Below are 26,222 nucleotides of genomic sequence, written 5' to 3'. Positions count from 1 at the left end.
GCGGGGGCGCCCGATGTCGGTCGTCCGGTGTTCGGGTCAGCCGACGGGGAGGGGCTCCTGGCGGCCGGCCTGCTCGGTGTCCGGCTCGCGGGAGAGGCCGCCCGGCCACCACACCTTGCGTCCCAGTGCCACGCTCGCGCTGGTCACCAGGTACGTGCGGACGAGGAAGGTGTCGAGCAGGACCCCGACCGAGATGACGAAGCCGAGCTCGACGAGCTGGAGGAGCCCCATGTTCGTGAGCACCGCGAAGGTGGCCGCGAGGACAAGGCCGGCCGAGGCGATCACGCCCCCGGTGGTGCGCAGCGCGGTGAGCGCGGCGGCGGCCGGTTCGGCGCCGGACAGGGATTCCTCCCGCATCCGGTGCATGAGGAAGATTCCGTAGTCGACGCCGAGGGCGACCAGGAACACGAAGGACAGCAGGCCGAGGCCGGGATCGGTCCCCTCGAACCCGAGCAGCGGGCCGAAGACGAGGCCGCCGATGCCGAGTGCCGCTCCCCACACCGCGATGACGGCGGCGACGAGCAGCAGCGGCGCCACGAGCGAGCGCAGCAGCAGGACCAGGATCAGCAGCACCGAGACGAGCACGATCGGGACGACGACGAGCCGGTCGCGGGCGTTGGTGTCCTGGAGGTCGATCTGCTGGGCGCTCGGGCCGCCGACGTACGATCCGCGGAGGTCCGCCCGTAGGGCCTTGATCGTGGCGGTCTCGGCCGCCGACTGCGGGGCGCCGCGCGCGATGACGGAGATCTCCGTCCAGCCTCCGCCGCTGCGTCCGCGTTCGGCGCTCGCGACCCCGGTGTGCCCGCGGGCGGCGGACAGCGTCGTGTCCGCCCGTCCGGTCGGGGTGATCACGGTGATCGGCTGGGTGCCCCGCCCGGGGTAGGCGCGGGCGAGCGTCTCCATGGCGGTGACCGAGTCGGGCCGGTGGGCGAAGGAGTCCTGCTGCTTGAGCGGTCCGGGCAGGTTCAGGGTGCCGAGGGCGAGCGCCCCGAGCAGGGCCGCTCCGCTCGCCAGGACGACGAGCGGCCGGCGTCCGGCCGAGGTCCCCATCGCGGCGAACAGGCTCCGCCGCTGCCTGGGCTCGGCGCCGTGGACGGGGACGAGCGGCCAGAACACCCGGCGCCCGAGCAGGACGAGTACGGCGGGCAGCAGGGTCAGCATGGCGACGAGGGCGCAGAGCACCCCGACGGTGCCCGCCGGGCCCATGCCCCGGCTGCTGTTGAGGTCGGCGGCGAGCAGGCACAGCAGTCCGGCGGCGACGGTGCCGGAGGAGGCGAGCACGGCGGGCCCGCAGCCGCGCAGGGCCTCCTTCATGGCGTCGTAGGGCCGTTCCACGCGCCGCAGTTCCTCCCGGTAGCGGGAGATGATCAGCAGGGCGTAGTCGGTTCCGGCGCCGAAGACGAGGATCGTCATCACGCCCGAGCTCTGGCCGGAGACGCTGGTGCCGAACGCCTGGTGAAGTCCGTAGGCGACGCCCATCGACAGATAGTCGGCGACGCCGGCGACGGCGAGCGGTACGAGCCACAGCAGCGGGCTGCGGTAGATGAGGATCAGCAGGATCGCCACCACGGCGACGGTGGTGTAGAGCAGCGGTCCGCCGAGGGAGTCGTATACCTCGCCCGCGTCGGTGGCCAGCGCGCCGGGACCGCCGACGACGACGTTCATCCCGTCCGTCGGCCGGGCCACGTCACGGACGTCGTTCACGAACGCGTCGCGCTTCTTCTCGTCGGTGCCGGGCGCGGTGCTGGCGACCGGGTACATCAGGGTGCTGCCGTCGTCGGACGGCACGGCACGAGGGGTGCCGGTGAGCGGGTTCGCCCGGGTGATCGCGGCGACCTGGCGGGCCGCGGTGTCCCGGTCGGCCGGACGGAGCCCCCCGTCGCGGTGGTAGACGAGCACCAGTTCGGTGGTCTCGCCGCCGGGCAGCCGGTCCTCGGTCTTCGCGACCCGGGTGGAGTCGGCGCTCGACGGCAGATAGTCGACGGCACGGTCGTGCTGCACGTCCGACAGCTTCGCCGCGAACGGGCCGACCACGGCCAGCAGCCCGATCCACAGCGCGAGCACCGCCCACGGCACGGCGCGTCGGCGCGACCGCGTACTTGTCTCTCCGGCCCCCATGGACAGGGCCTCCCTTCGCTCCGGTTGTCTGTTTTCCGTGTTCCAGACTTCCGGACCGGGAGATCCCTTTCGTCGCTCGAAGGACCGAGCCGGGCCCTACTGCGCCGGGTGTGCCGGGGCTGTCGTTACTCCCTGGGGAGTAGTGCGGCGGCAGGCGTCTACGACGGTGTGCGGGCCGTTGCCAGGAGGCGGGTCACGTCGTCGGAGCAGATCGTCAGGGCCGCGCCGACGGTGGCGAGGGCGTCGCGTTCGGCGGGGGTGTAGGGGCCGTCGGCGAGGGCGATGCGGGCGCCCTGGAGGAGGATGGCCTCGCGGCCGGTCGGGGCGAGGTGCGGGGCCAGCGGGTCCAGGGCCTCGTGGAGCTCTATGGCCAGGCTCGCTCCGCAGGGCTCGCCGAAGAAGCGGCCCGTGTCGGCGGCGAGGGCGTCGACGAGGGCGCCGAGCTGGTCCTCGGTGCAGTCGTCGAAGCCGGCCGAGCGGACGGTCGCGGCGGCGGTCTCCAGGGACGCGCGGGCGCAGCCGCCGCCCGCCGCGAGGACCGCGAGGGCGACGGTGTGGACGGCGTCGCGGAGCATCGCGGAGAAGCGGGTGGTGGTGGGGTGGTCGAGGACGTCGGCGCCGTAGTGGCTGCCGCAGGCCGCGCACTCGACTACGGGTCCCGTCTCGCCGCGCGGGAGGACGGGAACACCCAGAAGGGTGAAGCGGCGCCGGCCGGTGAGCCGCTGATAGTTGCGGTCGCCCCCGCAGCCGGGGCAGAAGAACTCCCCGTCGCCGACGGTGCTCCACGCCGTACGGGTGCCCAGGATGCGGGGAACCTGAACTGCACGACCGTTTCGTCCCCATCCTGGCAGCACGTCGCACACCTCCGTAACGCCACGGCAACATCGCCGCGCTGGCGTGATGTTAGCCACATTGTTGAGGTGTAGTCAGTACCTAGGACGAGACCTGCTCGTGACCTGCACATGGATTGGCCGGGATACGACCGGGCCCCGCCCGCCTCGAAAGGCGGACGGGGCCGGAAAGAGCCAGGTGAAAGAGGTCAGCGGGCGGCGCGGTTGACGGCGGAGACGACGGCCTTCAGCGAGGCGCGTGTCGTATTCGCGTCGATGCCGATTCCCCACAGAACCTTGTCGCCGATCGCGCACTCGATGTAGGAGGCGGCCTGCGCGGAGGCTCCCTCGCTCATCGTGTGCTCCTGGTAGTCCAGCAGACGGACATCGACGCCGATGGACTGCAGTGCGTCGAAGAAGGCGGAGATCGGGCCGTTGCCGGTGCCGCTCAGGACGGTGTCGGCGCCGTCGACCGTGGCCTCGACGGTCAGGGTGTCCACGCCGTCCTTGTCCGTGGTGGACTGGCCGGTCCTGACCTGGATGCGGCCCCAGGGGTTCGAGGGGTTGGGCAGGTACTCGTCCTGGAAGGTCGCCCAGATGTCCTTCGGCGTGACCTCGCCGCCCTCGGCGTCGGTCTTCGCCTGGATGATCTTCGAGAACTCGATCTGCATCCGGCGCGGCAGGTCCAGCTTGTGGTCGTTCTTCAGGACGTACGCGATTCCGCCCTTGCCCGACTGCGAGTTGACGCGGATGACGGCCTCGTAGGAGCGGCCGACGTCCTTGGGGTCGATGGGCAGGTACGGGACGGCCCACTCGATGTCGTCGACGGTGACGCCCTTGGCGGCCGCCTCGGCCTCCATGGCGTCGAAGCCCTTCTTGATGGCGTCCTGGTGGGAGCCGGAGAAGGACGTGTAGACCAGGTCGCCCACGTACGGGTGGCGCGCGTGGACCTCCATCTGGTTGCAGTACTCCCACGTACGGCGGATCTCGTCGATGTCGGAGAAGTCGATCTGCGGGTCGACGCCCTGCGAGAACAGGTTCATGCCCAGGGTGACCAGGTCGACGTTGCCGGTGCGCTCGCCCTGGCCGAACAGGCAGCCCTCGACGCGGTCGGCGCCGGCCATCAGCGCCAGTTCGGCGGCGGCGACGGCGGTGCCGCGGTCGTTGTGCGGGTGGATCGACAGGCACACGTACTGTCGGCGGGACAGGTGACGGCCCATCCACTCGAAGCGGTCCGCGTGCGTGGAGGGGGTCGAACGCTCCACCGTGGCGGGCAGGTTGAGGATGATCTCGCGGCCCGGACCGGGCTGCCAGACGTCCATGACCGCCTCGCAGACCTCCAGGGCGAAGTCCAGCTCGGTGTCGGTGAAGATCTCGGGGCTGTACTGGTACCCGAACTCGGTCTCGGGGCCCAGCAGCTTCTCCGCGTACTCGACGACCAGACGCGTGCCGTCGACGGCGATCTGCTTGATGTCGTCCTTCGAGCCGCGGAAGACGACGCGGCGGAAGACCGGGGCGGTCGCGTTGTACAGGTGCACGTTGGCGCGCCTGGCGCCCTTCAGCGACTCGACGGTCCGCTCGATCAGGTCCTCGCGGGCCTGGGTCAGTACGGAGATCGTCACGTCGTCCGGGATCGCGGTCTCGTCCTCGATGATCGAGCGGACGAAGTCGAAGTCCGTCTGGCCCGACGCCGGGAAGCCGACCTCGATCTCCTTGTAGCCCATCTTGACCAGCAGGTCGAACATCTCGCGCTTGCGCGCGGGCGACATGGGGTCGATCAGGGCCTGGTTGCCGTCGCGCAGATCCGTGGAGAGCCAGCGGGGGGCGACCGTGATCCGGTTGTTCGGCCAGTCGCGGTCGGGGATGTCGACCTGGTCGTACCGGCCGTACTTGTGGACCGGCATCGACGTGGGCCGCTGACGGTTGATGCGTGCGTGCTGGCTGCTCTGGCTGTCCGCCATGATGCGTAGGCTCCTCAGGATGTCCGAAAGGACGGCCGACGGCGCAACGCCAGACTCCGCGGGGAGGGGGTCGGCCTCGACTACAGGCCCTCGCCGCGGCAGCTAAGGAGAAGCAGCCCGAAACGCATGATGCTCCGCAGCGTAGCGGAGCCGCGCTCCGTACGGAGGGCTGTATCAGTATGCGGGATCGCGCGCCCCGAAAAGGACAAAACGTGCGCCATACCACTTCCAGCCGGAATCCCCGGCTCCTTATCCCCCCATTTCACCAATCATGGTTGCACGTAGTGACATATAGATCACTCAGTGCAAGGGTGCCGGGCATGACGACCAACGGGGGCTTCGAGCCCGTCCACTGCACCATCGTTCCGCCCCATGTCCTCGACCAGCTCGCCCAGCACGAGGACCCCGCGCTCTCCGGTCCCGCGCGCCAGACCCTGGAGCGCGACGCCTACGAGCGCACCCACCGCCGGCTGACCACCGTCATCGGCGCGCCCGCCGTCGCCCCGCCCGCGGGCGCCCCCGAGAACGCGCCGCACCGCACGATCTACGACGCCCGCCACCGCCAGGACCTCCCGGGCAAGAAGGTCCGCGGCGAGGGCGACAAGCCGGGCAAGGACGCCACGGTCAACCGCGCGTACGCCGGCCTCGGCGCGACCTTCGACCTCTACCTGAACGCCTACGGACGCACCTCGATCAACGGCGAGGGCCTGCCGCTCGACGCCACCGTGCACTTCGACAGGGACTACAACAACGCCTTCTGGAACGGCGAGCAGATGGTGTTCGGCGACGGCGACGGCGAGATCTTCCTCGACTTCACCCTCCCGGTCGACGTCATCGGCCACGAGTTGACCCACGGCGTCACCCAGTACACGGCGAACCTCACCTACTACGGCCAGCCGGGCGCCCTGAACGAGTCCATGTCGGACGTCTTCGGCTCGCTGATCAAGCAGTACACGCTCGGCCAGACCGCGGGCGAAGCCGACTGGCTGATCGGCGCCGGGCTGCTCGCCTCGCGGGTCACCGGCACCGCCCTGCGCTCCATGAAGGCGCCGGGCACGGCGTACGACGACGACGTGCTCGGCAGGGACCCGCAGCCCGGGACGATGGACGGCTATGTCAGCACCGGCCGGGACAACGGCGGCGTCCACATCAACTCCGGCATCCCCAACCACGCCTTCTACCTCGTCGCCCAGGCCCTCGGCGGCCACGCGTGGGAGCGGGCCGGACAGATCTGGTACGACGTGCTGACCGGCGGTGAGCTGCCGCAGCAGGCCCTCTTCTCGGACTTCGCGCGGCTCACGCTCGCCGCGGCGCGGACCCGGTACAACGAGGGGGAGGAACTGCAGGCGGTGACGAAGGCCTGGGAACAGGTCGGGGTGCCGTCCGCGTAGGCCCGGCGGAAAGCGCCATGGCCCCGGGCGCCCGACTCGTACTAGACAGGACCCCATGCGTATCGAAGTGCGGCGTACGGGCGGGTTCGCGGGCATCGAGCGCCGTGCCGAGGTGGACACCTCGGCACGGCCCGACGCCCCCGAGTGGCACGCCCTGGCCGAACGGGCACTCGCCGCCGGACGGAACGGGCCCCCGGCCGGCGTCCCGGACGGCTTCCACTACGAGATCACCGTGGACGGCAGAACCGTCCACGCCGCCGACCCGGGACTCACGGAGGACCAGCGCGAGCTGATCTCCCGGGTATTGAAGGAGGGAGCCTGAGGGAGAGGGACTGAGGGAGGGGGACTGAGGGAGGGGGCCTGAACACAGCCGACCGCGGGTTCACGCCGACCCGTTGACTTCCGTTACCGCGGGTACAGATGATCGCCCATGGCGACGAACCCCCTCCCGCAGTTCCCGGACGGCTTCCTCTGGGGCGTGTCCACCTCGGCCCATCAGATCGAGGGCGCCGTGGACGAACGCGCCCCCTCGGTGTGGGACACCTTCACCGCCGGGCCCGGACACATCAAGGACGGTTCCACGGCGGCGGTGGCCTGTGACCACGTCCACCGCTACCCCGAGGACGTGGCACTCCTCGCCGGCCTCGGCGTGGACGCGTACCGCTTCTCGGTCTCCTGGCCCCGGGTGAACTCCCCGGGCGGCCTCGACTTCTACGACCGCCTGACCGACGCGCTGTGCGCGGCCGGCATACGGCCCGTGCCGACCCTCTTCCACTGGGACCTGCCGGCGGAGCTGGACTGGATGGACCGGGACACCGCCGAGCGGTTCGCCGAGTACGCCTCGGTCGTCGCCGGACGCCTCGGCGACCGCGTCAAGAAGTGGATCACCCTCAACGAGCCCGCCGAGCACACCCTGCTGGGGCACGCGCTCGGCGCGCACGCCCCCGGCAAGCGGCTCCTGTTCGACGCCCTGCCGGTGGCCCACCACCAGCTCCTCGCCCACGGTCTGGCCGTACGGGCGCTGCGCGCGGCCGGGGCGGGCGACATCGGGATCGCCAACTCGCACGGCCCGACCTGGGCGGCCTCGGACCGTACCGAGGACGTGGAGGCGGCCGACTTCTACGACCTCCTGCTCAACCGGCTCTTCGCCGACCCCGTCCTGCTGGGCCGCTACCCCGACGGCATCGGCGAGCTGATGCCCGGTGACGTCGAGTCGGACCTGAAGATCATCGGCGAGCCGGTCGACTGGTACGGGATCAACTACTACCAGCCGACGAAGGTGGGCGCCCCCGAGGGAGCCGAGATCGAGTTCGGCGGACTCACCCTGCCCGCCGAACTGCCCTTCACCGTCAAGGAACTGGAGGGGTACCCGGTCACCGACTTCGGCTGGCCGGTGGTGCCCGAGGCGCTCACCGAACTGCTGGTCGGCTTCCGCGAGCGCTACGGCGACCGGCTCCCGCCCGTCGTCATCACCGAGAACGGCTGCAGTTACGACGGCATCGACGACCAGGAGCGGATCACCTTCCTGGACGGTCATGTCCGGGCGCTGCACCGGGCGTCGGAACAGGGCGTCGACGTACGCGGCTACTTCGTCTGGTCGCTGATGGACAACTTCGAGTGGGCGGAGGGGTACGAGCGCCGCTTCGGTCTCGTGCACGTCGACTACGACACGCTGGAGCGGACTCCCAAGGCCTCGTACAACTGGCTGCGGGACGCCCTGCGGGCGCAGAGATGACCGCGGCCGACCGGGTCGCGCCCCTGTCCGCGCTCGCCGAGCCCGTCGAACGGGTCGGCCGGGGCTGGACCTCGGCGCTCTCGCTCGCCAACGGGGCGATCTGGGTGGGCTGGTACGGCCCGCTGCAGATCCTCCTCGCCTCCCAGGCGGAGGACTTCGCTCCCGGCACCGGCATGTCCAAGGAGACGATGCTGGCCTGGGTGACGGGTGCGGGCGCGGTCGTGTCACTGGTCGCCAACCCGCTCTTCGGCGCGCTGTCCGACCGTACGACCTCGCGGTGGGGCCGCCGCACGCCGTGGATCGTGGCCGGAGCGGCCGGGGGCGCGCTGTCCCTGCTGCTCCTCGCGGGCGCGGGCGGCGTCTGGACGATGGCGGCGGGCTGGTGCCTGGTCCAGCTGACCCTGAACGCCGCGTTCGCCGCCGTGACCGCGGCCGTGCCCGACCAGGTGCCGCGGCTCCAGCGCGGCAGCGTGGGCGGCTGGCTGGGCGCGGCACAGATCCTCGGCGTGGTCGGCGGCACGGGGCTCGCGACGGTCGCCGGGGGCATCGGCGGCGGGTACGCGGCGTGCGCGGTGTTCACCCTGGTGGGCGTCCTGCCGTACGTCCTGCGCCATGAGGACCTGCGCCTGCCGGTGTCGGCCCGGCCGCCCTGGTCGGGGCGGGCGTTCCTCGCCTCCTTCCGGCTGAGTCCGCGCGAACACCCCGACCTGGCATGGGCCTGGCTGACCCGCTTCCTGATCAACCTCAGCAACGCCCTCGTACTGCTGTACCTGCTCTACTACCTGCGGGACCGGCTGCGTCTCGACGACCCCGAACAGGGTGTGCTGGTCCTCACGGCGGTGAACGGGGTCACGCTGCTCGCCACCGTCGTGGTGGGCGGGGTGTGGTCGGACCGGCTCGGCCGCCGCAAGCCGTTCGTGATCTGGTCCGGCGTCCTGATGGCGGTGGCCACGGCGGCGCTGGCCTCCTGGCAGACCTGGCCCGGGGCGATCGCCGCCGCGGCCGTCCTCGGCATCGGCTTCGGCGTCTTCACCTCCGTCGACTTCGCCCTGATGACCGACGTGCTGCCCAAGGCCCTCGACCGCGGCAAGGACCTCGGCGTCATCAACATCGCCAACGCCCTCCCCCAGGTCGCGGCCCCCGTACTGGCGGCCCCGATCGTGACGTACCTGGGGGGCTACCGGGTCCTGTACCTGGTCGCGGCCGTGATCGGCCTCGCGGGGGCGGTGCTGGTGGTGCGGATCAAGGGGGTGGACTGAGGGGGTGGACCGAGGGGGTGGACCGAGGGGGTGGACCGAGGGGGCCGGCGGTCACCTCGGGGGACCGCCGGGCCCGGTCACACCGCCCCGGCGTCCCTGACCGTCCACAGCGACGGGTACACGGGGCGGAAACCCAGGTGGTGGCAGATGCATGCGGCGGACACGATGCCGTTCCAGAGGTCGGGTCGGTGCGCTCGTGCAGGGCCTGCCGCACCTCGACGCCGTTGATCAGATGAAGCTCGACGACAGTGACGGGGCGTCGTCGGCGATGTTTTGAAGTGCTCTCCTGGCTGGAGCCGGGAGATTCCTGCTTGCCTTGCGGCAGCGGGCTTGACGCCACGGGTGCGCCTGACGACTGCCCTCCCGGCAGCCGGGACGAGCGCATGGCCCGTCCGGTAGAGGTGCAAGATGTTCCGGGCCGCGTTGTGGTCGGCGTTGCCTTCCCATCCGCAGTCGGGGTTCTTGCATACGAATGTGGCCTGGTCTTCCCGGCTGCCCGGTGTGATGAAGCCGCATGCGGAGCAGCGCCGGGAGGTATTCGGGGCGGGGACCTTGGTGAGGGTGCCGCCATGACGTGCGGTCTTGTACGTCAGCATCGTCACGGTGCGGCCCCATGCCTCTTGGCTGATAGAGCGGTTCAGGCCGGACTTCTGCGCGACATTCCTGCCTGGTTCCTCGATGGTGCCCCGGGCGGCTTTGACCATGTTCGGGATGTTGAGCTGTTCCACCACGACCGTTCCGTACTGGCGGGCGAGGGCGGTGGTGGTCTTGTGCTGCCAGTCGACGGCGCGGCGCGTGGCTCTTGCGCGGAGCTGTTTGATCTGGTCGTAGGTGTGGTGCAGCCGGTTGGAGCTGCGTTCCTTCGGCTTACGGAAGGATTTGCGGTGTGCGGCGCGCTGTTCCAGACGAAGCAGCTTGGCTTTCTCGTCGGGGTTCAGCCACTTGTCCCGGTCGGCGGTGCCGTCCTGGAGGCGGGGCTGTCGTCCGTGGTCCTGGTGGTTGCCGTCGGACAGGGCCAGGGGCAGGTTCACCCCGGCGTCGATGCCGACCTCGCTGCCGCCGTGCGGTTCGGGCCGGGGCTCCAGGGTTTGAACGCGGAAGGCGATGTGCCAGCCGAGTGCGTCCTTGACCAGCCGCGCCCCGGTGATCCGGTTCTCTGTGTCCGCTGCCCTGCCCAATGGCAGGTCGCCCACAACCTGCACGTCCACTTGGTGTGCCGAGGCATGGCACCGGAGGCCGGACTGCGGCGACCCCCCGAACGTGGCCCACTCCCGGACCGCGCCCGGGAGCCAACTTCGGCCACTTTTCACAACCGTTGAAGGAAAGGGTCCCCTTCCCTTGCAATCGTGAGGCACCCGCGACTCAATGGAACCGCACGTTCCGACGGACCGTCAGTTACGCCTCCGCACGGCGTCCCGCACCCCACGAGCGGACGGTCCGCGTACACGTCTCCCCGCACCCTCACCGGGCACAGAGGTGAGGAGCCCGTGTGCCCGGACCAGGGCGGACGGCTCCGTCCCGACCATCCCCACATGGCAATTCCCCCACAAGGGAAGGGATTTCGATGAGAGGCAAGCGACTCGCAACGGTCTCGGCGTTAGCCGCCGGCACCCTGGCCGCGACCGGTCTGGCCTTCGCGCCGGCCGCCGCGGCCGTCACTCCCCAGTCGGCCACCATCAACGCGACCTGCACCATCGGTGGCGGCGGTGCGGCCACCCTCACGGCCACCCAGGACGGCACGGCCGCGACCATCACCCTCAGCTCCACCGCCATCACGGCCCCGATCCCCATCGCCGCGGACTCGGTCACCTCGACCCTCTCCCTGGTGAACGCGAGCGGCGGGACCACCGCGTTCAGCGGCAAGAAGAACCCGGCGATGGCCACCGGCAGCGGAGTGTCGGTGGGCCCCCTCGACGGCACCGTCGCCTCCGGTGACAGCCTGGAGTTCTACGGCGGCTCGCTGAAGATGACCATCTACGGCATCACGATCACCTGTACGGCGGACGCACCGCAGTCCCCGGGCCCGTTCGTCTTCGACTGACCCACCGAGTCCCGGCGTGAAGAGGGCCGGTGCCGCCCGCGCGCAGCGACACCGGCCCGGCCAGGCCAGGCCTGGTTCGGCTTGGCCCGGCCCCCGGCCCGGTTCGGCCCAGCCCAGTTCGACTCGGCCCGGCCCGGCCCTCCGCAACCGTCTCGTGATTCACCAACTCCGCATCCAGCTAACCGAGTTGCTGACCATGACAGAAACTGATGGCCCATCAGTCACTGCACCGGGACTCCATTGACTTCTCACACGACCGGCACATCAATGTCCCCCTGGCGGCGCAGAAGAGCCGCTGCGCCCGCATCCCTCAGGAGGGGGCAACACCCATGTCAACCACGGGTCCGACAACCCGAAGACGCCGCCTCGCGGCACTGCTCGGGGCGACCGTACTCGCGCTCACCGCGGGAGGCGCGCTGGCCGCCCCGGCCGGCGCCGCTCCCGCGAACGTGGACTTCGCCACGCACTGCATCCCGCCGGCGATCGCGGGCCTCCCCCCGATCGACGGCACCACCACCGCGAAGATCACGGTGGACAACGGGAGTCCCAAGGTCGGCGACACGGTCACCGTGACCTACACGGTGGTCACGCCCGCCGCGAGCAACCCCACCGACCTCGCCCTGCCGGCCGACATCATGACGCCGACCGGCAAGGTCACCGTCGGCGGGGCGCAGACGGGCAGCGTCACGGTCGCGGGGCCGAAGAAGAACGACCCCGTGCCGGGGCGGGGCGCCTTCCCGTCGTTCTCCATGACCGGCACGTTCACGGTCACGGCGCCCGGCGCGATCACCCTCTCGCCCGGTGACTACAACATCCACACCAGCTACATCCTGGAACTGGACACCCCGTGCACGGTCACCAACCCGCCCGCCCCGGTGTCGGAGACGGTCACCGCGACCGGCGGCGGACAGACCAACACCCGGGCCATCCAGCTCGGTTCGGCCTCCGGGAACCCCGGTGACAGCGTGACCGTCACCGGAAGCGACTTCACCCCGGGTGCCGCCGTCACCCTCGCCGGACGGTCCGGGACCACCCAGACCGCCGACACGGCGACCGTGACCGCGAACGCCCAGGGCTCCTTCAGCGGCTCGCTCGTCGTCAACGACAAGACGACGACCGGCGTGGTCGCGTACGAGGGAGGAAGCTGGGACCCGGACACCGGAGCGGGCCCCGCCGCGTATGTCGTCGTCGACAACACACCCGTCCCTGACGGCAGTCAGAAACTCACCACCACGGTGAAAGCGGGAACCCTGTCGATGGCCCAGGCCGGGGACGCCGTCGCGCTGTCGGCGGTCGACTACGGCAAGGGGGGCGCCTCCACGGGCGCCCTGCAGACGGTGACGGTCAAGGACTTCCGCGGCGGCCCCGCGGGCTGGTCCCTGACCGGCAAGGTCACCGACTTCACCGGACCCGGCGCGAAGATCGGCGCCGGTGCCCTGAGCTGGACCCCGGCCTGCGCCACCAAGGCCGGCAGCCCGAGCACCTGCCAGTCCGGCTCGTCCGGCACGGTCGGCCTCTCGGGAGCGACCCTGGCGTCCACCCCCAACGGAACCCTCACCGGTGGTGAGTTCACCGTCGACGCCGGACTGTCGCTGAACGTACCGGAGTTCACGCCTCCCGGCTCCTACTCCGGTGTGCTCACGCTGACGCTCAGCTGACCGGTCCGCACCTCGACCGGTCGTCCGCACCCCGGTGGCCGGGCGCGCACCCGCCCGTCCACGCAGGGGCTGTCACGACGACAGCCGCCAGTCCGCCGATGCCGTCCGCGGGGGTCCGCACCCATGCGCAAGCCGTACGCCCTCCTCCTGAGCGTGTTCCTGGTCCTGCCCGCCCTCGTGACCCTCATGGCCACGCCCTCGTACGCGGCCGACAACGGGAGCTGGTCGGTCTACCCCGTCTCCTCGCGCATCGCCGCGCGGCCGTACTTCTATCTCTCCGCCGACCCCGGCCAGACCCTCCGGGACAAGGTCACCGTCGCCAACAAGACCGGTGATCCGCTGACGTTCCGGCTGTACGCCGCCGACGCCTACAACACCGCCCGCGACGGCGGTTTCGCCGTGCGCACCCTGGCGGAGAAGCAGCGCGGGGTGGGGGCATGGGCCCGGCCCGCGCGCTCCCGGGTCACCGTGCCCGCGCACGGCAAGGTCACCGTGCCGTTCACCCTGCGGGTTCCGGAGCGGGCCGAACCGGGCGATCATCCGGGCGCGCTGGTGGCGCTCGACGAACGGATCGAGAAGGGCTCCGGCTCCCTCTCGGTCGGGGTGCGCCGCGCCGTCGCGGCCCGGGTCTATCTCCGGGTCGGCGGGCCGACGGTCCCCGCCCTCGCGGTGGAGAAGGTCCGCCTCACCCACCACCAGCCGCTCATCCCCGGCACGGGCTCCGGCACGGCCACCGTCTCGTACACCCTCCACAACACGGGCAACGTCACGCTGAACCCGAAGGTGCGGCTGAGGGCCGAGGGGCTCTTCGGGCGGACCCTGCTGTCCCGCGAGCTCGACGGCATCCCCTCGGAACTGCTCCCCGGCCAGCGGGTCGGACTCACCGCGCCCTGGCACGGGGCGCCCCAACTCGACTGGGGTGACGTGACGTTGACGGCCAGCGCGGCCGGGACCAGAGAGTCGGCGCGGGTGTCGTTCCTCGCGCTGCCGTGGCTCGTGGCCGTGCTGGCGGCGGCCGCGACCGCCGCGGCCGTGGTGACGCTCAGAGTGCGTCGGGCCCGCGTTCGCCCGTCCGCACCCGGACGACCGTCTCCACGGGTACGGACCACACCTTTCCGTCCCCGATCTTCCCGGTCTGCGCGGCCCTGACCACCGCGTCGATGACCGCGTCGGCCTCCGCGTCCTCGACGACGACCTCGATCCGGACCTTCGGGACCAGGTCGACCCGGTACTCGGCGCCGCGGTACACCTCGGTGTGCCCGCGCTGACGCCCGTACCCGCTGGCCTCGGTGACGGTCATCCCGTGCACACCGAGTTCCTGGAGGGAGGACTTGACCTCGTCGAGTCGGTGCGGCTTGACGATCGCGGTGATGAGTTTCATGCCTGGGGCTTGACCTTCTGCGTGGCGGGAAGGGACGACGACACCGGGGCGCCATGACCCAGGACCCCGTGATCGTAGGCGCTCTCGGCGTGCACCGTAAGGTCCAGGCCGGTCCGCTCGTGCTCCTCCTCCGCCCGCAGCCCCATGAGCCGGTCGATCACCGTGCCGATGCCGTACGTAGCGGCGAACGCGTACCCCCCGACGACCGCCACCCCGACGAGTTGCCGGCCGAACTGTCCGAACCCTCCGCCGTACAGCAGCCCCTCGGCCCCGCCGGTCATCCCGTGGACGGCGAAGACGCCGATGAGCAGCGTGCCGATGACCCCGCCGACCAGGTGGACACCGACGACGTCCAGCGAGTCGTCGTAGTTCAGCCGGAACTTCCAGCCCACGGCGTACGAGCAGACGGCGCCGGCGGCGAGCCCGACGGCGAGCGCGCCCAGCAGGGACACCACCCCGCACGACGGTGTGATGGCCACCAGGCCGGCGACCGCGCCCGAGGCCGCGCCCAGGGTGGTCGGGTGGCCGTCGCGGCGCTGTTCGACGAGGAGCCAGCCGAGCAGGCCCGTGCAGCCCGCGGCGAGGGTGTTGAGGAAGGCCGCGGCGGCCAGACCGTTGGCGCCGAGGGCGGACCCGGCGTTGAAACCGAACCAGCCGAACCACAGGAGACCGGCACCGAGCATGACCATGGGCAGGTTGTGCGGCCGCATGGCGTCCTTCTTGAAGCCGAGCCGCGGTCCGAGCACCAGGCACAGCGCGAGCCCGGAGGCTCCCGAGGTGATCTCGACCGGCATACCGCCCGCGAAGTCGAGGGCGCCGAGTCCGTCGCGGATCCAGCCGCCCGGGCCCCACACCCAGTGGGCGACGGGAACGTATACGAGCAGGGCCCAGACGGGCACGAACACGAGCCAGGCCCCGAACTTCGCCCGGTCGGCGACCGCCCCGCTGATCAGCGCGGCGGTGATGATCGCGAAGGTGAGCTGGAAGGTGGCGAAGAGCAGGGTGGGGACACTCCCCCGGACGCTGTCCGGCCCGAGCCCGGCCATCCCGGCGTGCTCCAGCCCGCCGACGAGCCCTCCGAACGCGTCCGGACCGAACGCGAGGGAATATCCGGCGGTCAGCCACACCACGGTGACCAGGGCGATCGACACGAAGCTCATCATCAGCATGTTGAGCACGCTCTTCGCGCGGACCATGCCGCCGTAGAACAGGGCGAGGCCGGGGGTCATCAGGAGCACGAGCGCGGTGGCGGCGAGCAGCCAGGCTGTGTCGCCGCTGTCGATCCGGGAAGCGGCCAGAGTCACGGTCTCTCCAACGGAGTGGGGGCACGAGGTGGGGGCGCCGTCAGAGCGTCGTAGGCGCGCGTTTCCGGTTGCGTTCGCCCACGTTTCCGATGTGTTTCATTGCACCGTCATTTCCGATTCCTCACCGTGAGGGCACATGACCCACGGCCCCGGAACGCCTCGCACCCAAGAACCGGAACGATCGCTTCACACGTACGGGGGCGACCGCTTCACGGCTGTCGAACACCTTGGTACGGCGGGCACCCGACGATCAGGGACAATGGGCGCCATGAGCGTTCGCAACCAGTCATCCGAGCCGTCCGAGGACGGGGGCACCCCGCGCCCCCTCGATGCTGTGGGGAACCACCGCGCCGGCTTCGCCTGTTTCGTGGGCCGCCCCAACGCGGGCAAGTCCACCCTCACGAACGCTCTGGTCGGCCAGAAGGTGGCGATCACCGCGAACCAGCCGCAGACCACGCGGCACACCGTGCGCGGCATCGTGCACCGGCCCGACGCGCAGCTGATCCTCGTCGACACCCCCGGCCTGCACAAACCGCGCACCCTGCTGGGCGAGCGGCTCAACGACATCGTCCGCACGACCTGGGCGGAGGTCGACGTGATCGGCTTCTGTCTGCCCGCGAACGAGAAGCTCGGCCCGGGTGACCGTTTCATCGCGAAGGAACTGGCGTCGATCAAGAAGACGCCGAAGATCGCGATCGTCACCAAGACCGACCTCGTCGACAGCAAGACGCTCGCCGAGCAGCTCATCGCGATCGACCAGCTCGGCCGGGAGCTCGGCTTCGAGTGGGCCGAGATCGTCCCGGTGTCGGCGGTCGGCGACTCGCAGGTGGGTCTGCTGGCGGACCTGATCGTCCCGCTGCTGCCGGAGGGGCCCGCCCTCTACCCCGAGGGCGACCTGACGGACGAGCCGGAGCAGGTCATGATCGCGGAGCTGATCCGCGAGGCCGCCCTGGAGGGCGTCCGTGACGAGCTTCCGCACTCCATCGCCGTCGTGGTCGAGGAGATGCTGCCGCGCGAGGACCGCCCGGCCGACAAGCCGCTCCTGGACATCCACGCCTTCGTCTACATCGAGCGCCCCAGCCAGAAGGGCATCATCATCGGCCCCAAGGGCAAGCGCCTGAAGGACGTCGGCATCAAGTCCCGCAAGCAGATCGAGGCCCTGCTGGGCACGCCGGTCTTCCTCGACCTCCATGTGAAGGTCGCCAAGGACTGGCAGCGCGACCCCCGGCAGCTCCGCAAGCTCGGCTTCTGAGAGGGCTCCGCCCCGGGGGAATCAGCTCCGCCCGGGGGGCAGCTCCGCCCCGGGGGGAGTGAGTCGGATCCGCCCCGGGGAGGCCCGTTCTCAGCCCGCGGTCACCGTCGTGTGCACGGCACCGTCGAGCCCGGCCAGCAGCACCGGCGTCGCGGACCCGCCGAGATCCCGTACGGCCGCGCGGTCCGCGTCGGCGACGGCCCCGGCCTCGGACACCACGGCCGCCGACTCCAGGGACTTCGCCCCGGACGCCACGGCCATCGCCACGGCCGTCTGCAGAGCGCTCAGCCGCAAGGACTCCAGCTCCACGGTCCCGGCGACGTAGGTACGTCCCGTCTCGTCGCGTACGGCCGCGCCCTCGGGCACACCGTTGCGGGCCCGCGCGGAACGGGCCAGGGTGACGATCTTGCGGTCCTCGGGGTCGAGCGCGCTGCTGTCGGTCATGACCAGAGCATACGAAGTGCCGGCACCGTCTCCCTCCGAAGGGTCAGCCGGCCACCGGATACATCGACCCCCGGCGCCCCTCGGGCGAGGCGAGCCACTCCAGCTTCGCGGCCGTGTTCGCCTCCGGCAGCGGCGTGTGCAGCACGATCGTGAGGTCGGGCCGGACCGGCACCTTCATCGCGGTGGACTCGACGGCGAGCAGTCCCACGAGCGGATGGTCGAGCTCCTTGCGGATCTGCCCGGCGTCCTCGATGTCCCGCCGCTCCCACAGCTCCGCGAACTCGGCGCTGGCCTCGGTCAGCCGGGCCAGCACCTCGCGGAGCCCCTCGTCGTCCGGCGCGGCGGCGCACGACGCGCGGAACTGGGCCACGACGGTACGGGCGTTGTGCTCCCAGGTGCGCGAACGGCCCCGGTAGAGCGGGTCGGTGAAGAAGTCGACGATGCAGTTCTGGGTGTTCTCCGGACGCATGCCGAGGACCACGGCGGCGGCGGCGTTGTACATGACGCAGTTGTAGTACGGGTCCATGATGTGCGCCGGAAACGGCATCCACGTGTCGATCAGCCGCCGCAGCCCGTCGCACATGTCCCGGTCCCCGGGGGCGACTTCGGGCGCGGGAGGGTTCAGCCCGGCCAGGGTGTACAGGTGGCGCCGCTCGGTGTTGCTGAGCCTCAGCACGCGGGCGACGGCGTCCAGGACCTGCGGCGACACGGATATGTCCCGCCCCTGCTCCAGCCATTGGTACCAGGAGGCGCCCACGCCCGCGAGGACGGCGACCTCCTCGCGGCGCAGCCCCGGTGTGCGGCGGCGGGCGCCGCCGTCCGGGAGCCCGGCCTCGGCCGGTGACACCCGTGCCCGGCGGCTCATCAGGAACTCGCGCAGTTCCGGGCGCCGTTGGGCCTTCGTCGCCTCCTCCGCCACGTGTCTCCCCCTTCGGTGACTGGTGGTGCGGGCACCAGCATAAGTTGCGGCTCCCCACGGATATTCCGGACGCCGCACGCTCTTGCCATGACCACAGAGACGACCACGAAGACGACCACGGAGTCCACCGCCCGCACCCCCGGCACCGGCACGCCGGGCATCGATCCGGGCACCACGAACGGCCCCCGGGCCGACACCCCGACCGATTCCGCCGCCCGCCCGGAGGACGGCCGGCCACCGAGCCCGGACCATCTGTCGCGGCGCGACGCACTCGTGCTCTTCGTGCTGTGCGCCGCCCAGTTCATGGTCGCGCTGGACTTCTCCGTTCTGAACGTGGCGCTTCCCGTGCTCGGCCGGGACCTCGGCATGAGCCCGTCCGCGCTCCAGTGGGCGGTCACCGCCTTCGCGCTGCCCTCCGGCGGCTTCCTGCTCCTCTTCGGCCGTATCGGTGACCTGTTCGGCCGCCGGCGGCTCTTCCTCGCCGGGCTGGCCGTGTTCGGGGCGGCCTCGCTGCTCGCGACCTTCGCCTGGGACCCGGCGTCGTTCCTGGCCGGACGGGCCGTGCAAGGGCTCGGCGCGGCGGCGATCGTGCCGACCGGCATGTCGCTGCTGACCACGACCTTCCCCGAGGGTCCCGCACGGGACCGCGCGCTGGGCATCTCCGGCACGCTCCTGTCGCTGGGCTTCACCGTCGGCATGGTGGCGGGCGGCGTCCTGACCGACGTGCTGAGCTGGCGTTCGACGATGGGGCTCCTGTCGCTGTTCGCGCTGGTCGTACTGCCGCTCGCCACCGGCCTGCTGCCCTCGTCCGGCCCGCGGCACACGGATGCGGCCGGTGCTCCGGACCGCCCGCGCCTGGACATCCCCGGCGCGGTCACCGTCACCGGTGGCCTGCTGGCCCTGATCTACGCGCTCTCGACGGCGGCGGACCGCGGTTTCGGCGGCGCTGACGTCGTCACGACACTCGTCGCGGGCGTGCTGCTGCTCGGCGCCTTCGTCCGGATCGAGTCCCGTGCCGACGCCCCGCTCGTCAGCCTGAGGATGCTGCGCCGCCGCACGGTGGCGTGGGGCAACCTGGGCGGCCTGGTCACCTTCTCGATGATGTCGACGGTCGTCTTCGCGCTGACCCTGTACCTCCAGGAGACGCTCGGGCTCTCGGCCTTCGAGACCGGCCTGGTCTTCGGCGCGCAGGGCGCGCTGTCGGCCGTCGCCGGGATGTACGCCCCGAAGGTCATCGGCCGCTTCGGCGCCCGGCGCACCCTGGCCGGCTCACTGGCGGGCCAGGGTCTGTTCGTGGCGGGAATGCTGCTGCTGAACGCGCACACCTGGTCCGTCTGGATCGCCGTCGTCGGGGTGTCGCTGGCCAGCATGTTCCACCTGGGCGCGATCATCTCGTACGGCCTGACCGTCACCTCGGGCGTCCCCGACGAGGAGCAGGGCCTGGCCACCGGCCTGGTGACCTCCACCCAGCAGGTGGGCATCACCGTCGGCATCCCGCTCCTCGGGGTCCTCGCGACCACGTCGGACGACCTGCTGGCCGGCGTCCACACGGTCCTCGCCCTGGACGCGGCGATCGTCCTCGCGGCGGCCGCGCTGGTCGCGGTCGGACTCGGGCGGCAGGGCGCGGCGCGCGCCCGCTGAGGGCGGCACCGTCCCGCGAGGGGTCAGGGACGGTCGAGGCGCAGCCGCTCGGCCCGCGGCAGACCGGCCACGACGAGATCGTAGGAATCCTCGATGAGCTCCCGGACCAGGCGGTCCGGGAGTTCGCCGTCGACGGTCACCGTGTTCCAGTGCCGCTTGTTCATGTGATAGCCGGGGACGATCAGTCCCGGGTGCTGCTCGCGCAGCCGGATCGCGTCGTCCGGGTCGCACTTCAGGTTGACCGTGAGCGGGCGCCCGTCCAGGTTCGTCAGCGCGAAGAGCTTGCCCAGCACCTTGAAGACCGAGGTCTCGGGGTTGAAGGGGAAGTCCTCGACGCCGGCGTTGAAGGACAGACAGAACGCGCGCAGCTGCTGCGGGGTCACTCCGGTTTCTCCTCGTGAGGAGGCCCGGCCGGGTCGACCGGCTCGACGAGCACCGTGACGATCTTGTTCCGGCGGCCTGCGGCGGCCTCCGCGGTGAGCCGCAGCCGGCGTCCGTCGGGCAGTTCGACCACCGAGGAGGCGCCGGCGATGGGCACCCGTCCCAGGGCCTTGGCCAGCAGCCCGCCGACGGTCTCCACGTCCTCGTCGTCGTAGGCCTCGAAGCCGTACAGCTCGCCGAGGTCGCCGATGTCGAGGCGGGCGGTCACCCGGAAGCTGTCGTCTCCGAGGTCATGGACGGGCGGCAGCTCGCGGTCGTACTCGTCGGTGATCTCGCCGACGATCTCCTCGAGGATGTCCTCGATGGTGACGATGCCGGCCGTGCCGCCGTACTCGTCGATGACGACGGCGACGTGGTTGCGCTCCTGCTGCATCTCGCGCAGCAGATCGCCGGCGTTCTTGGTGTCGGGCACGAACGTGGCCGGCCGCATGGCCGTGGACACCAGCTCGGACTCGGCGTCGCGGCTGATGTGGGTCTTGCGGGCCAGGTCCTTGAGATAGACGATCCCGACGATGTCGTCCTCGTTCTCGCCGGTGACGGGTATGCGCGAGAAGCCGGAGCGCAGGGCCAGGGTGAGGGCCTGCCGGATGGTCTTGTAGCGCTCGATGACGACGAGGTCCGTGCGGGGCACCATGACCTCGCGCACGAGGGTGTCGCCGAGCTCGAAGACGGAGTGCACCATACGGCGCTCCTCGTCCTCGATGAGCGACTCCTTCTCGGCGAGGTCGACCATCGCCCGCAGCTCCGCCTCGGAGGCGAACGGGCCGCGCCTGAACCCCTTGCCGGGGGTGAGCGCGTTGCCGATGAGGATCAGCAGCGGCGGGATCGGGCCCATGATCCGGGCCAGCGGCAGCAGGACGTACGCCGCCGCGGTCGCGGTGTTCAGCGGGTGCTGGCGGCCGATGGTGCGCGGCGAGACACCGACCGCGACGTACGACACGAGGACCATGACGGCGATGGCGACCGCCAGTGCCTGCCAGGTCTTGTCGAACTCCTTGAGGCAGGCGAAGACGACGAGCGCGGCGGCCGCCATCTCGCAGACCACGCGGACCAGCAGCGCCACGTTCAGATAGCGCGTCGGGTCCGCGGTGACCTGCGCGAGCTTGGCGCTGCCGCGCCGGCCGCCGCGGACCGCCTCCTCGGCGCGGAAGCTGGAGACCCTCGCGAGGCCCGCCTCCGCGCAGGCGGCGAGCCAGGCGACGACGACCAGGACGATGGCACCGACGACAAGCTGAGGGGTCATGACACGGTCGGGGCCGGAGACGGACCCGTGATGCCCTTCTCCGCGCGCCAGCCGTCCACGATGGCGGCCTGGAGGCCGAACATCTCGGCCTTCTCGTCGGCTTCCTCGTGGTCGTAGCCGAGGAGGTGCAGCACGCCGTGGACGGTGAGGAGCTGGAGCTCCTCGTCCATGGAGTGCTGCGTCGGGGCGTCCTTGCCCTGCTGCTCGGCGACCTCGGGGCAGAGCACGATGTCGCCGAGCAGCCCCTGCGGCGGCTCGTCGTCGTCCTTCGACGGCGGACGGAGCTCGTCCATCGGGAAGGACATGACGTCCGTCGGTCCCGGCAGGTCCATCCACTGGATGTGCAGCTGCTCCATGGCGTCGGTGTCCACGACGATCACCGAGAGCTCGGAGAGCGGGTGGATGCGCATCCGTGCGAGCGCGTAGCGGGCGATGTCGAGGATCGCCTGCTCGTCGACCTCGGTTCCGGACTCGTTGTTGACGTCGATCGACATGGCGGTGCTGGTCTACTTCCCTTTGTGGCCCCGGCTCTTGTGGGAGCCGTTCTCGGTGCCGTTCTCGCTGTCGTACTTCTCGTACGCGTCGACGATACGGCCGACCAGCTTGTGCCGGACGACATCCTGGGACGTGAGCCGCGAGAAGTGGACGTCGTCGAGACCCTCCAGGATGTCCTGGACCTGCCGCAGACCCGACTTCGTACCGCTCGGGAGGTCGACCTGCGTCACGTCACCGGTGATCACGATCTTCGAGTCGAAGCCGAGCCGGGTGAGGAACATCTTCATCTGCTCGGCGCTCGTGTTCTGAGCCTCGTCCAGGATGATGAAGGCGTCGTTCAGGGTGCGGCCGCGCATGTACGCCAGTGGCGCGACCTCGATCGTGCCCGCGGCCATCAGGCGCGGGATCGAGTCCGGGTCGAGCATGTCGTGCAGCGCGTCGTAGAGCGGGCGCAGGTACGGGTCGATCTTCTCGTAGAGCGTGCCGGGCAGGAACCCGAGCCGCTCGCCGGCCTCGACCGCCGGGCGGGTCAGGATGATCCGGTTGACCTGCTTGTGCTGGAGCGCCTGGACGGCCTTCGCCATGGCGAGGTACGTCTTGCCGGTACCGGCGGGGCCGATGCCGAACACGATGGTGTGCTTGTCGATGGCGTCGACGTAGCGCTTCTGGTTGAGGGTCTTGGGGCGGATGGTGCGGCCTCGCGAGGACAGGATGTTCTGCGTGAGCACCTCGGCCGGAGTCTCCTGGCCGTCGCCCTCCCCGTTCTCGCTCGCCCTGAGCATGGCGATCGAGCGTTCCACTGCGTCCTCCGTCATGGGCTGCCCCGTGCGGAGCACCAGCATCATCTCGTCGAACAGGCGCTGGACGAGCGCGACTTCACCGGCGTCGCCCACCGCACTGATCTCGTTTCCCCGGACGTGGATGTCGGCCGCCGGGAAGGCCTTCTCGATCACGCGCAGCAGCGAGTCTCCGGAACCCAGAACGGTCACCATGGGGTGCTTGGCCGGGACGGTGAAGTGCGCGCGCGCCTGCCCCTGAGCGGGGTCGTGAGCTGTGGGTGTCTGAGTCATGGGCCGGCTCTGTAGGCCTGCGTATCCTCCTCGGTCGGCACGCTTGCCACACGGGCAGCCTTGCGTTTCCCAGCGTACGTCGCGGCGCTCACGGACCCGTAGGGCTTTTCCCGCGGTGACGAGGTCGTGACCTGAGGACGCTCAGGCCGAGCGGCCGAAACCGATCGTCGGCACCGCCCGGCGCAGCGGCCAGGGGCGGGTGACCTCGGGGAGCTTGCCCTCCAGGAAGGCGTACCGGCTCAGGGCCGCGGGATCCTGGTCGGCGACCGACTGGACCCGGCGCCACCAGGCGGCGATCTCCGACCAGCCGGGCGCCGACAGCGATCCGCCGAACTCCTGGACCGAGAGCGCGGCGGTCAGCCCGGCGAAGGCGAGCCGGTCGGCGAGCGGCCATCCGGCCAGGGTCCCCGTGACGAAGCCGGCGACGAAGACGTCCCCGGCGCCGGTGGGGTCCAGTGCCTCGACGGCGATCGCCGGGACCTCGGCGCTCTCCCCGGAACGCCCGTCCACGGCGTAGGCGCCGTCGGAGCCGAGGGTGACGACCGCCAGCGGCACGTGCTCGGCCAGCGCGTGCGCCGCCGCGCGGGGGCAGTCGGCGCCGGTGTAGCGCATGGCCTCCTCGGCGTTCGGCAGGAACGCCTCGCAGTGCGCCAGATCGGCGAGGCCCGCCAGGTCCCAGCGGCCGCTGTCGTCCCAGCCGACGTCCGCGAAGATCCGGGTGCCCCGGCTCGCGGCCTGCTCGATCCAGGGCGCGGTGACCCCCGGGGTCAGCGAGGCGACGGCGGCACGCGCGTGCGGCGGGGAGTCCGGCGCGGGCTCCTCCGTGGGTGCCTCGTGCCCATGGCTGACCATGGTCCGCTCGCCCTCGTACGCCATCGACACGGTGACCGGCGAGTGCCAGCCCGGCACGGTCCGCGACGGCGACAGGTCGATGTGCTCGCCCTGCTCCAGGGCGTCCCAGCAGTACTCCCCGTAGTGGTCGTCCCCGAAGGCGGCGGCGAGGGAGGTCCGCAGGCCCAGCCGGGCGAGGGCGGTCGCCATGTTCGCGACGCCGCCGGGGCTCGAACCCATGCCCCGCGCCCAGGACTCGGTGCCGCGCACGGGGGCGGAATCGAGCCCGGTGAAGATGATGTCCAGGAAGACCGTGCCGGTCAGGTAGACGTCCCAGGGCGGGTCGCCGGCCGTGCGCAGCCCCGCGAGCGGGTCGACATGGGCCTGGAGGAACGGTCCCTCGCCGTTGATCACGGTGCGCTCCCTGGGATGGTACGGATCTGGCCAGTGTGCACCACACCGGCCGCGCGGGCCGTGCTTCACGCGGGAGGTATCCGTGGCCCGTGGGGCGGGCGGGGCACGTCCCACCCGCCGCGCGCCCGTGGCCCGCCCGTCCCGCGTCCGGGGCCCGCTCCGGCCCGCTCACCTGCCCGGACGCCTCCGTTTCCGCCCGCGCGCACGGCGAGGGCAGCGGCCCGGCGACGGGCTCCGCTCCGCGTCCGGCACCCCGAAGGGGGCGGGCCTACCCCGGGTCCGCCTCCGCAAACGAGAAGTGCCCCAGATCACACCGCCACGCCTTCTTCGCGGACCCCCCACCTTGATACAAATTGCCCGCGCGTTCCTGTCCGTCGACAGCCGCCCCTCCCCCTCTCTTCTTGAGCCGCTCTCGCCTGCCCTGGGAACGCCCGTGTCCGCCCGCACCCCCACGCCCTGGCCCCTCGTCGCCCTTTTCACGGCCGGGTACCTCGCCGCGTATCTGCTCCCCACCACCGTCGGCCGCCTCGACGCGGGACTCCCGCTGTCGGCCACCCAGGCCGGAGCCGTCGGCAGCGTCCTGCTGCTGGGCTCGGCCTCGGCCGGTTTCCTGCTCGCCTCCCGCGTCGACCGTTTCGGCCCGCGCGCGCTGGCCCGCGCCGGGCTGCTCCTCGCGGCCGCCGGCTTCGGTACCGCCGCGCTCTCGGCGGCCGTCCCCCTGGTGGTCACCGGCGCGGTCGTCGGCGGCTTCGGCTCCGGTACGGCCACCACGGTCGCCGCGACCGGGATCGCCGGCCGGCGCGATCCGCACCGGGTCACCACGCTGGGTCTGCTCGGCGTCTCCGGCCTCGCGGGCGCGCTGTACCTGACCATCCCCCGTCTGGGCCCTGGGCACGGTCTCCCGCTCGCCGCGATCGCCTGCACGGCGCTGCTCGCGCTGTGCCTGACGGGACGGCTTCCAGCCCGCGCACCGGCCGACCGCGCCGTGCGCGCCACCACCCCGCTCCCGCACCGCCGTTCCGGGCTGCTGCTCGCCGGCGCGATGCTCTTCTGGTCCCTCGCGCAGAACTCCCTGTGGGGCGTGAGCGGCCGGATAGGCCTGACCCAGGCGGGGCTCACCGAGGTGAAGGTGGGCGCGGTCTTCGCGGTGGCGCTCGGCGCCGGACTGCTCGGGACGATCGGCGCGGGCGCCCTCGGCCCGCGGCTCGGCCGGGCGCTGCCGATCGGTCTGGGCACGGCGCTGATCGCCGGCTGCATCGCGCTGAGCGCGGCGGCCACCGATCTGACGTCCTTCGCGACGGGCGAGATCGCCTGGAACGCGCTGTACCCGGTCGTGCTGTCGTACGTGATCGGCCTCGCCGCGTCCATGGACCCGCGCGGCCGGTGGGCGGTCCTCGTCGGTTCCGCCTCCTCGCTCGGCACGGCGTGCGGCCCGCTCACCGGCAGCCTGCTGTCCGCGTCGGCGGGTTACCCGGCGATGGGAACGGTCCTGGCGGCCGGCCTGCTGCTGGTCGGCGTGCCGATGACGCTCGTGGCCCTGCGCCCGCGGCGCACCGGCCAGATCGTCGAGATCCCCGTAGTCGAGATCCCCGTGACGGAACTCCCCGTCGTGGAGATCCCCGTGGCCGAACTCCCCGTGGCCGAGATCCTGCTGGAGGGCGTGCCCGCCCAGCGGAAGGCGTACGGCACCGCGGGGCCCCTGCACACGGCGACCGCGCCCGCATCCGGCCCCGTGAGCGTCTGACTCCCGCGAGCGCCCGCCCGCCCCGAGGAGGGGAGGTGGGCGGGCGCTCG

General features: G+C 71.4%; 22 protein-coding genes and 1 pseudogene. 10 read left to right on the top strand and 13 right to left on the bottom strand.

What is annotated here, in order from left to right:
- Positions 1 to 36: 36 nt before the first annotated feature.
- The 3 genes from OG780_RS27895 to leuA all read right to left on the bottom strand — a co-directional run bounded on the left by OG780_RS27895 (position 37) and on the right by leuA (position 4,909).
- Positions 37 to 2,118 (bottom strand): MMPL family transporter, encoded by a 2,082-nt coding sequence (locus OG780_RS27895; protein ID WP_328452671.1) that lies wholly within the window; start codon positions 2,116 to 2,118, stop codon positions 37 to 39.
- Between the two features lie 158 nt (positions 2,119 to 2,276).
- Complete coding sequence (locus OG780_RS27890; protein WP_326787922.1) at positions 2,277 to 2,972, bottom strand: TerB family tellurite resistance protein; 696 nt, start codon at positions 2,970 to 2,972, stop codon at positions 2,277 to 2,279.
- Between the two features lie 185 nt (positions 2,973 to 3,157).
- Positions 3,158 to 4,909 (bottom strand): 2-isopropylmalate synthase, encoded by a 1,752-nt coding sequence (leuA, locus tag OG780_RS27885; protein ID WP_328452668.1) that lies wholly within the window; start codon positions 4,907 to 4,909, stop codon positions 3,158 to 3,160.
- Between the two features lie 320 nt (positions 4,910 to 5,229).
- Between leuA and OG780_RS27880 the strand changes: the two genes are divergently transcribed.
- The 4 genes from OG780_RS27880 (at position 5,230) to OG780_RS27865 (ending at position 9,294) form a co-directional block, all read left to right on the top strand.
- Positions 5,230 to 6,300, top strand: a complete 1,071-nt coding sequence (locus OG780_RS27880) for a M4 family metallopeptidase (RefSeq protein WP_328452666.1) — start codon at positions 5,230 to 5,232, stop codon at positions 6,298 to 6,300.
- Positions 6,301 to 6,355: 55 nt separating this feature from the next.
- Entirely contained in the window at positions 6,356 to 6,622 is a 267-nt protein-coding gene (locus tag OG780_RS27875; RefSeq protein ID WP_328452664.1) for a protealysin inhibitor emfourin, read from the top strand.
- Between the two features lie 108 nt (positions 6,623 to 6,730).
- Positions 6,731 to 8,035, top strand: a complete 1,305-nt coding sequence (locus tag OG780_RS27870) for a GH1 family beta-glucosidase (protein WP_328452662.1) — start codon at positions 6,731 to 6,733, stop codon at positions 8,033 to 8,035.
- Positions 8,032 to 9,294, top strand: coding sequence for an MFS transporter (locus OG780_RS27865; RefSeq protein ID WP_328452660.1), 1,263 nt, complete (start codon positions 8,032 to 8,034; stop codon positions 9,292 to 9,294). The genes OG780_RS27870 and OG780_RS27865 overlap by 4 nt, the downstream gene beginning before the upstream one ends.
- A 314-nt stretch (positions 9,295 to 9,608) precedes the next feature.
- Here OG780_RS27865 and OG780_RS27860 read toward each other — a convergent pair.
- Positions 9,609 to 10,481 (bottom strand): annotated as a pseudogene (locus OG780_RS27860) (RNA-guided endonuclease InsQ/TnpB family protein); the annotation flags it as partial.
- Positions 10,482 to 10,858: 377 nt separating this feature from the next.
- Between OG780_RS27860 and OG780_RS27855 the strand changes: the two are divergent.
- The 3 genes from OG780_RS27855 (at position 10,859) to OG780_RS27845 (ending at position 14,142) form a co-directional block, all read left to right on the top strand.
- On the top strand, positions 10,859 to 11,335 hold the full coding sequence (locus OG780_RS27855) for a hypothetical protein (protein WP_328452658.1): 477 nt from the start codon (positions 10,859 to 10,861) through the stop codon (positions 11,333 to 11,335).
- Between the two features lie 329 nt (positions 11,336 to 11,664).
- A complete protein-coding gene (locus OG780_RS27850) occupies positions 11,665 to 12,993 on the top strand; it encodes a beta-xylosidase (protein ID WP_328452656.1) in 1,329 nt (442 codons plus the stop codon).
- A 123-nt stretch (positions 12,994 to 13,116) separates the two neighbouring features.
- A complete protein-coding gene (locus tag OG780_RS27845) occupies positions 13,117 to 14,142 on the top strand; it encodes a WxL protein peptidoglycan domain-containing protein (protein WP_328452654.1) in 1,026 nt (341 codons plus the stop codon).
- Here the strand turns inward: OG780_RS27845 and OG780_RS27840 are convergent.
- Together OG780_RS27840 and OG780_RS27835 are read right to left on the bottom strand one after the other, a co-directional pair.
- Positions 14,036 to 14,374, bottom strand: coding sequence for a P-II family nitrogen regulator (locus tag OG780_RS27840; protein WP_328452653.1), 339 nt, complete (start codon positions 14,372 to 14,374; stop codon positions 14,036 to 14,038). The genes OG780_RS27845 and OG780_RS27840 overlap by 107 nt on opposite strands.
- A complete protein-coding gene (locus OG780_RS27835; protein WP_328452651.1) occupies positions 14,371 to 15,678 on the bottom strand; it encodes an ammonium transporter in 1,308 nt (435 codons plus the stop codon). The genes OG780_RS27840 and OG780_RS27835 overlap by 4 nt, the downstream gene beginning before the upstream one ends.
- 259 nt (positions 15,679 to 15,937) lie before the next feature.
- Between OG780_RS27835 and era the strand changes: the two genes are divergently transcribed.
- The gene (gene era, locus OG780_RS27830; protein ID WP_328452649.1) at positions 15,938 to 16,930 is read left to right on the top strand and encodes a GTPase Era; all 993 of its coding nucleotides are present in this window, start codon (positions 15,938 to 15,940) and stop codon (positions 16,928 to 16,930) included.
- Positions 16,931 to 17,020: 90 nt separating this feature from the next.
- Here era and OG780_RS27825 read toward each other — a convergent pair whose 3' ends face one another.
- On the bottom strand, positions 17,021 to 17,374 hold the full coding sequence (locus OG780_RS27825) for a cytidine deaminase (RefSeq protein WP_328452647.1): 354 nt from the start codon (positions 17,372 to 17,374) through the stop codon (positions 17,021 to 17,023).
- Positions 17,375 to 17,417: 43 nt separating this feature from the next.
- On the bottom strand, positions 17,418 to 18,239 hold the full coding sequence (locus OG780_RS27820; protein ID WP_328458425.1) for a helix-turn-helix transcriptional regulator: 822 nt from the start codon (positions 18,237 to 18,239) through the stop codon (positions 17,418 to 17,420).
- Positions 18,240 to 18,380: 141 nt separating this feature from the next.
- Between OG780_RS27820 and OG780_RS27815 the strand changes: the two genes are divergently transcribed.
- Positions 18,381 to 19,934 (top strand): MFS transporter, encoded by a 1,554-nt coding sequence (locus OG780_RS27815; protein ID WP_328452645.1) that lies wholly within the window; start codon positions 18,381 to 18,383, stop codon positions 19,932 to 19,934.
- 23 nt (positions 19,935 to 19,957) lie between these two features.
- On the opposite strand, the gene OG780_RS27810 is transcribed toward OG780_RS27815, so the two are convergent.
- The 5 genes from OG780_RS27810 to OG780_RS27790 all read right to left on the bottom strand — a co-directional run bounded on the left by OG780_RS27810 (position 19,958) and on the right by OG780_RS27790 (position 24,428).
- A complete protein-coding gene (locus tag OG780_RS27810; RefSeq protein WP_328452643.1) occupies positions 19,958 to 20,317 on the bottom strand; it encodes an MmcQ/YjbR family DNA-binding protein in 360 nt (119 codons plus the stop codon).
- Positions 20,314 to 21,618 (bottom strand): hemolysin family protein, encoded by a 1,305-nt coding sequence (locus tag OG780_RS27805; protein WP_328452641.1) that lies wholly within the window; start codon positions 21,616 to 21,618, stop codon positions 20,314 to 20,316. Before OG780_RS27805 ends, OG780_RS27810 begins: the two co-directional genes overlap by 4 nt.
- Entirely contained in the window at positions 21,615 to 22,112 is a 498-nt protein-coding gene (gene ybeY / locus OG780_RS27800) for an rRNA maturation RNase YbeY (RefSeq protein WP_326787904.1), read from the bottom strand. Before ybeY ends, OG780_RS27805 begins: the two co-directional genes overlap by 4 nt.
- Before the next feature lie 12 nt (positions 22,113 to 22,124).
- Positions 22,125 to 23,183: a PhoH family protein gene (locus tag OG780_RS27795; protein ID WP_326787903.1), complete on the bottom strand. Its 1,059-nt coding sequence runs from the start codon at positions 23,181 to 23,183 to the stop codon at positions 22,125 to 22,127.
- Between the two features lie 141 nt (positions 23,184 to 23,324).
- Positions 23,325 to 24,428 carry a carbohydrate kinase family protein gene (locus OG780_RS27790; RefSeq protein WP_328452637.1) on the bottom strand — a complete coding sequence of 368 codons (1,104 nt, stop codon included), beginning with the start codon at positions 24,426 to 24,428 and terminating at the stop codon, positions 23,325 to 23,327.
- A gap of 433 nt (positions 24,429 to 24,861) precedes the next feature.
- Here OG780_RS27790 and OG780_RS27785 point away from each other — a divergent pair, with 433 nt between their 5' ends.
- On the top strand, positions 24,862 to 26,172 hold the full coding sequence (locus tag OG780_RS27785; protein ID WP_328452635.1) for an MFS transporter: 1,311 nt from the start codon (positions 24,862 to 24,864) through the stop codon (positions 26,170 to 26,172).
- The last annotated feature ends 50 nt before the right edge of the window (positions 26,173 to 26,222 follow it).

This window comes from Streptomyces sp. NBC_00386 (assembly GCF_036063235.1).
Lineage (GTDB): Bacteria > Actinomycetota > Actinomycetes > Streptomycetales > Streptomycetaceae > Streptomyces.
Note: the sequence above shows the minus strand (reverse complement) of the source record. Positions and strands in the feature narration are given on the sequence as shown.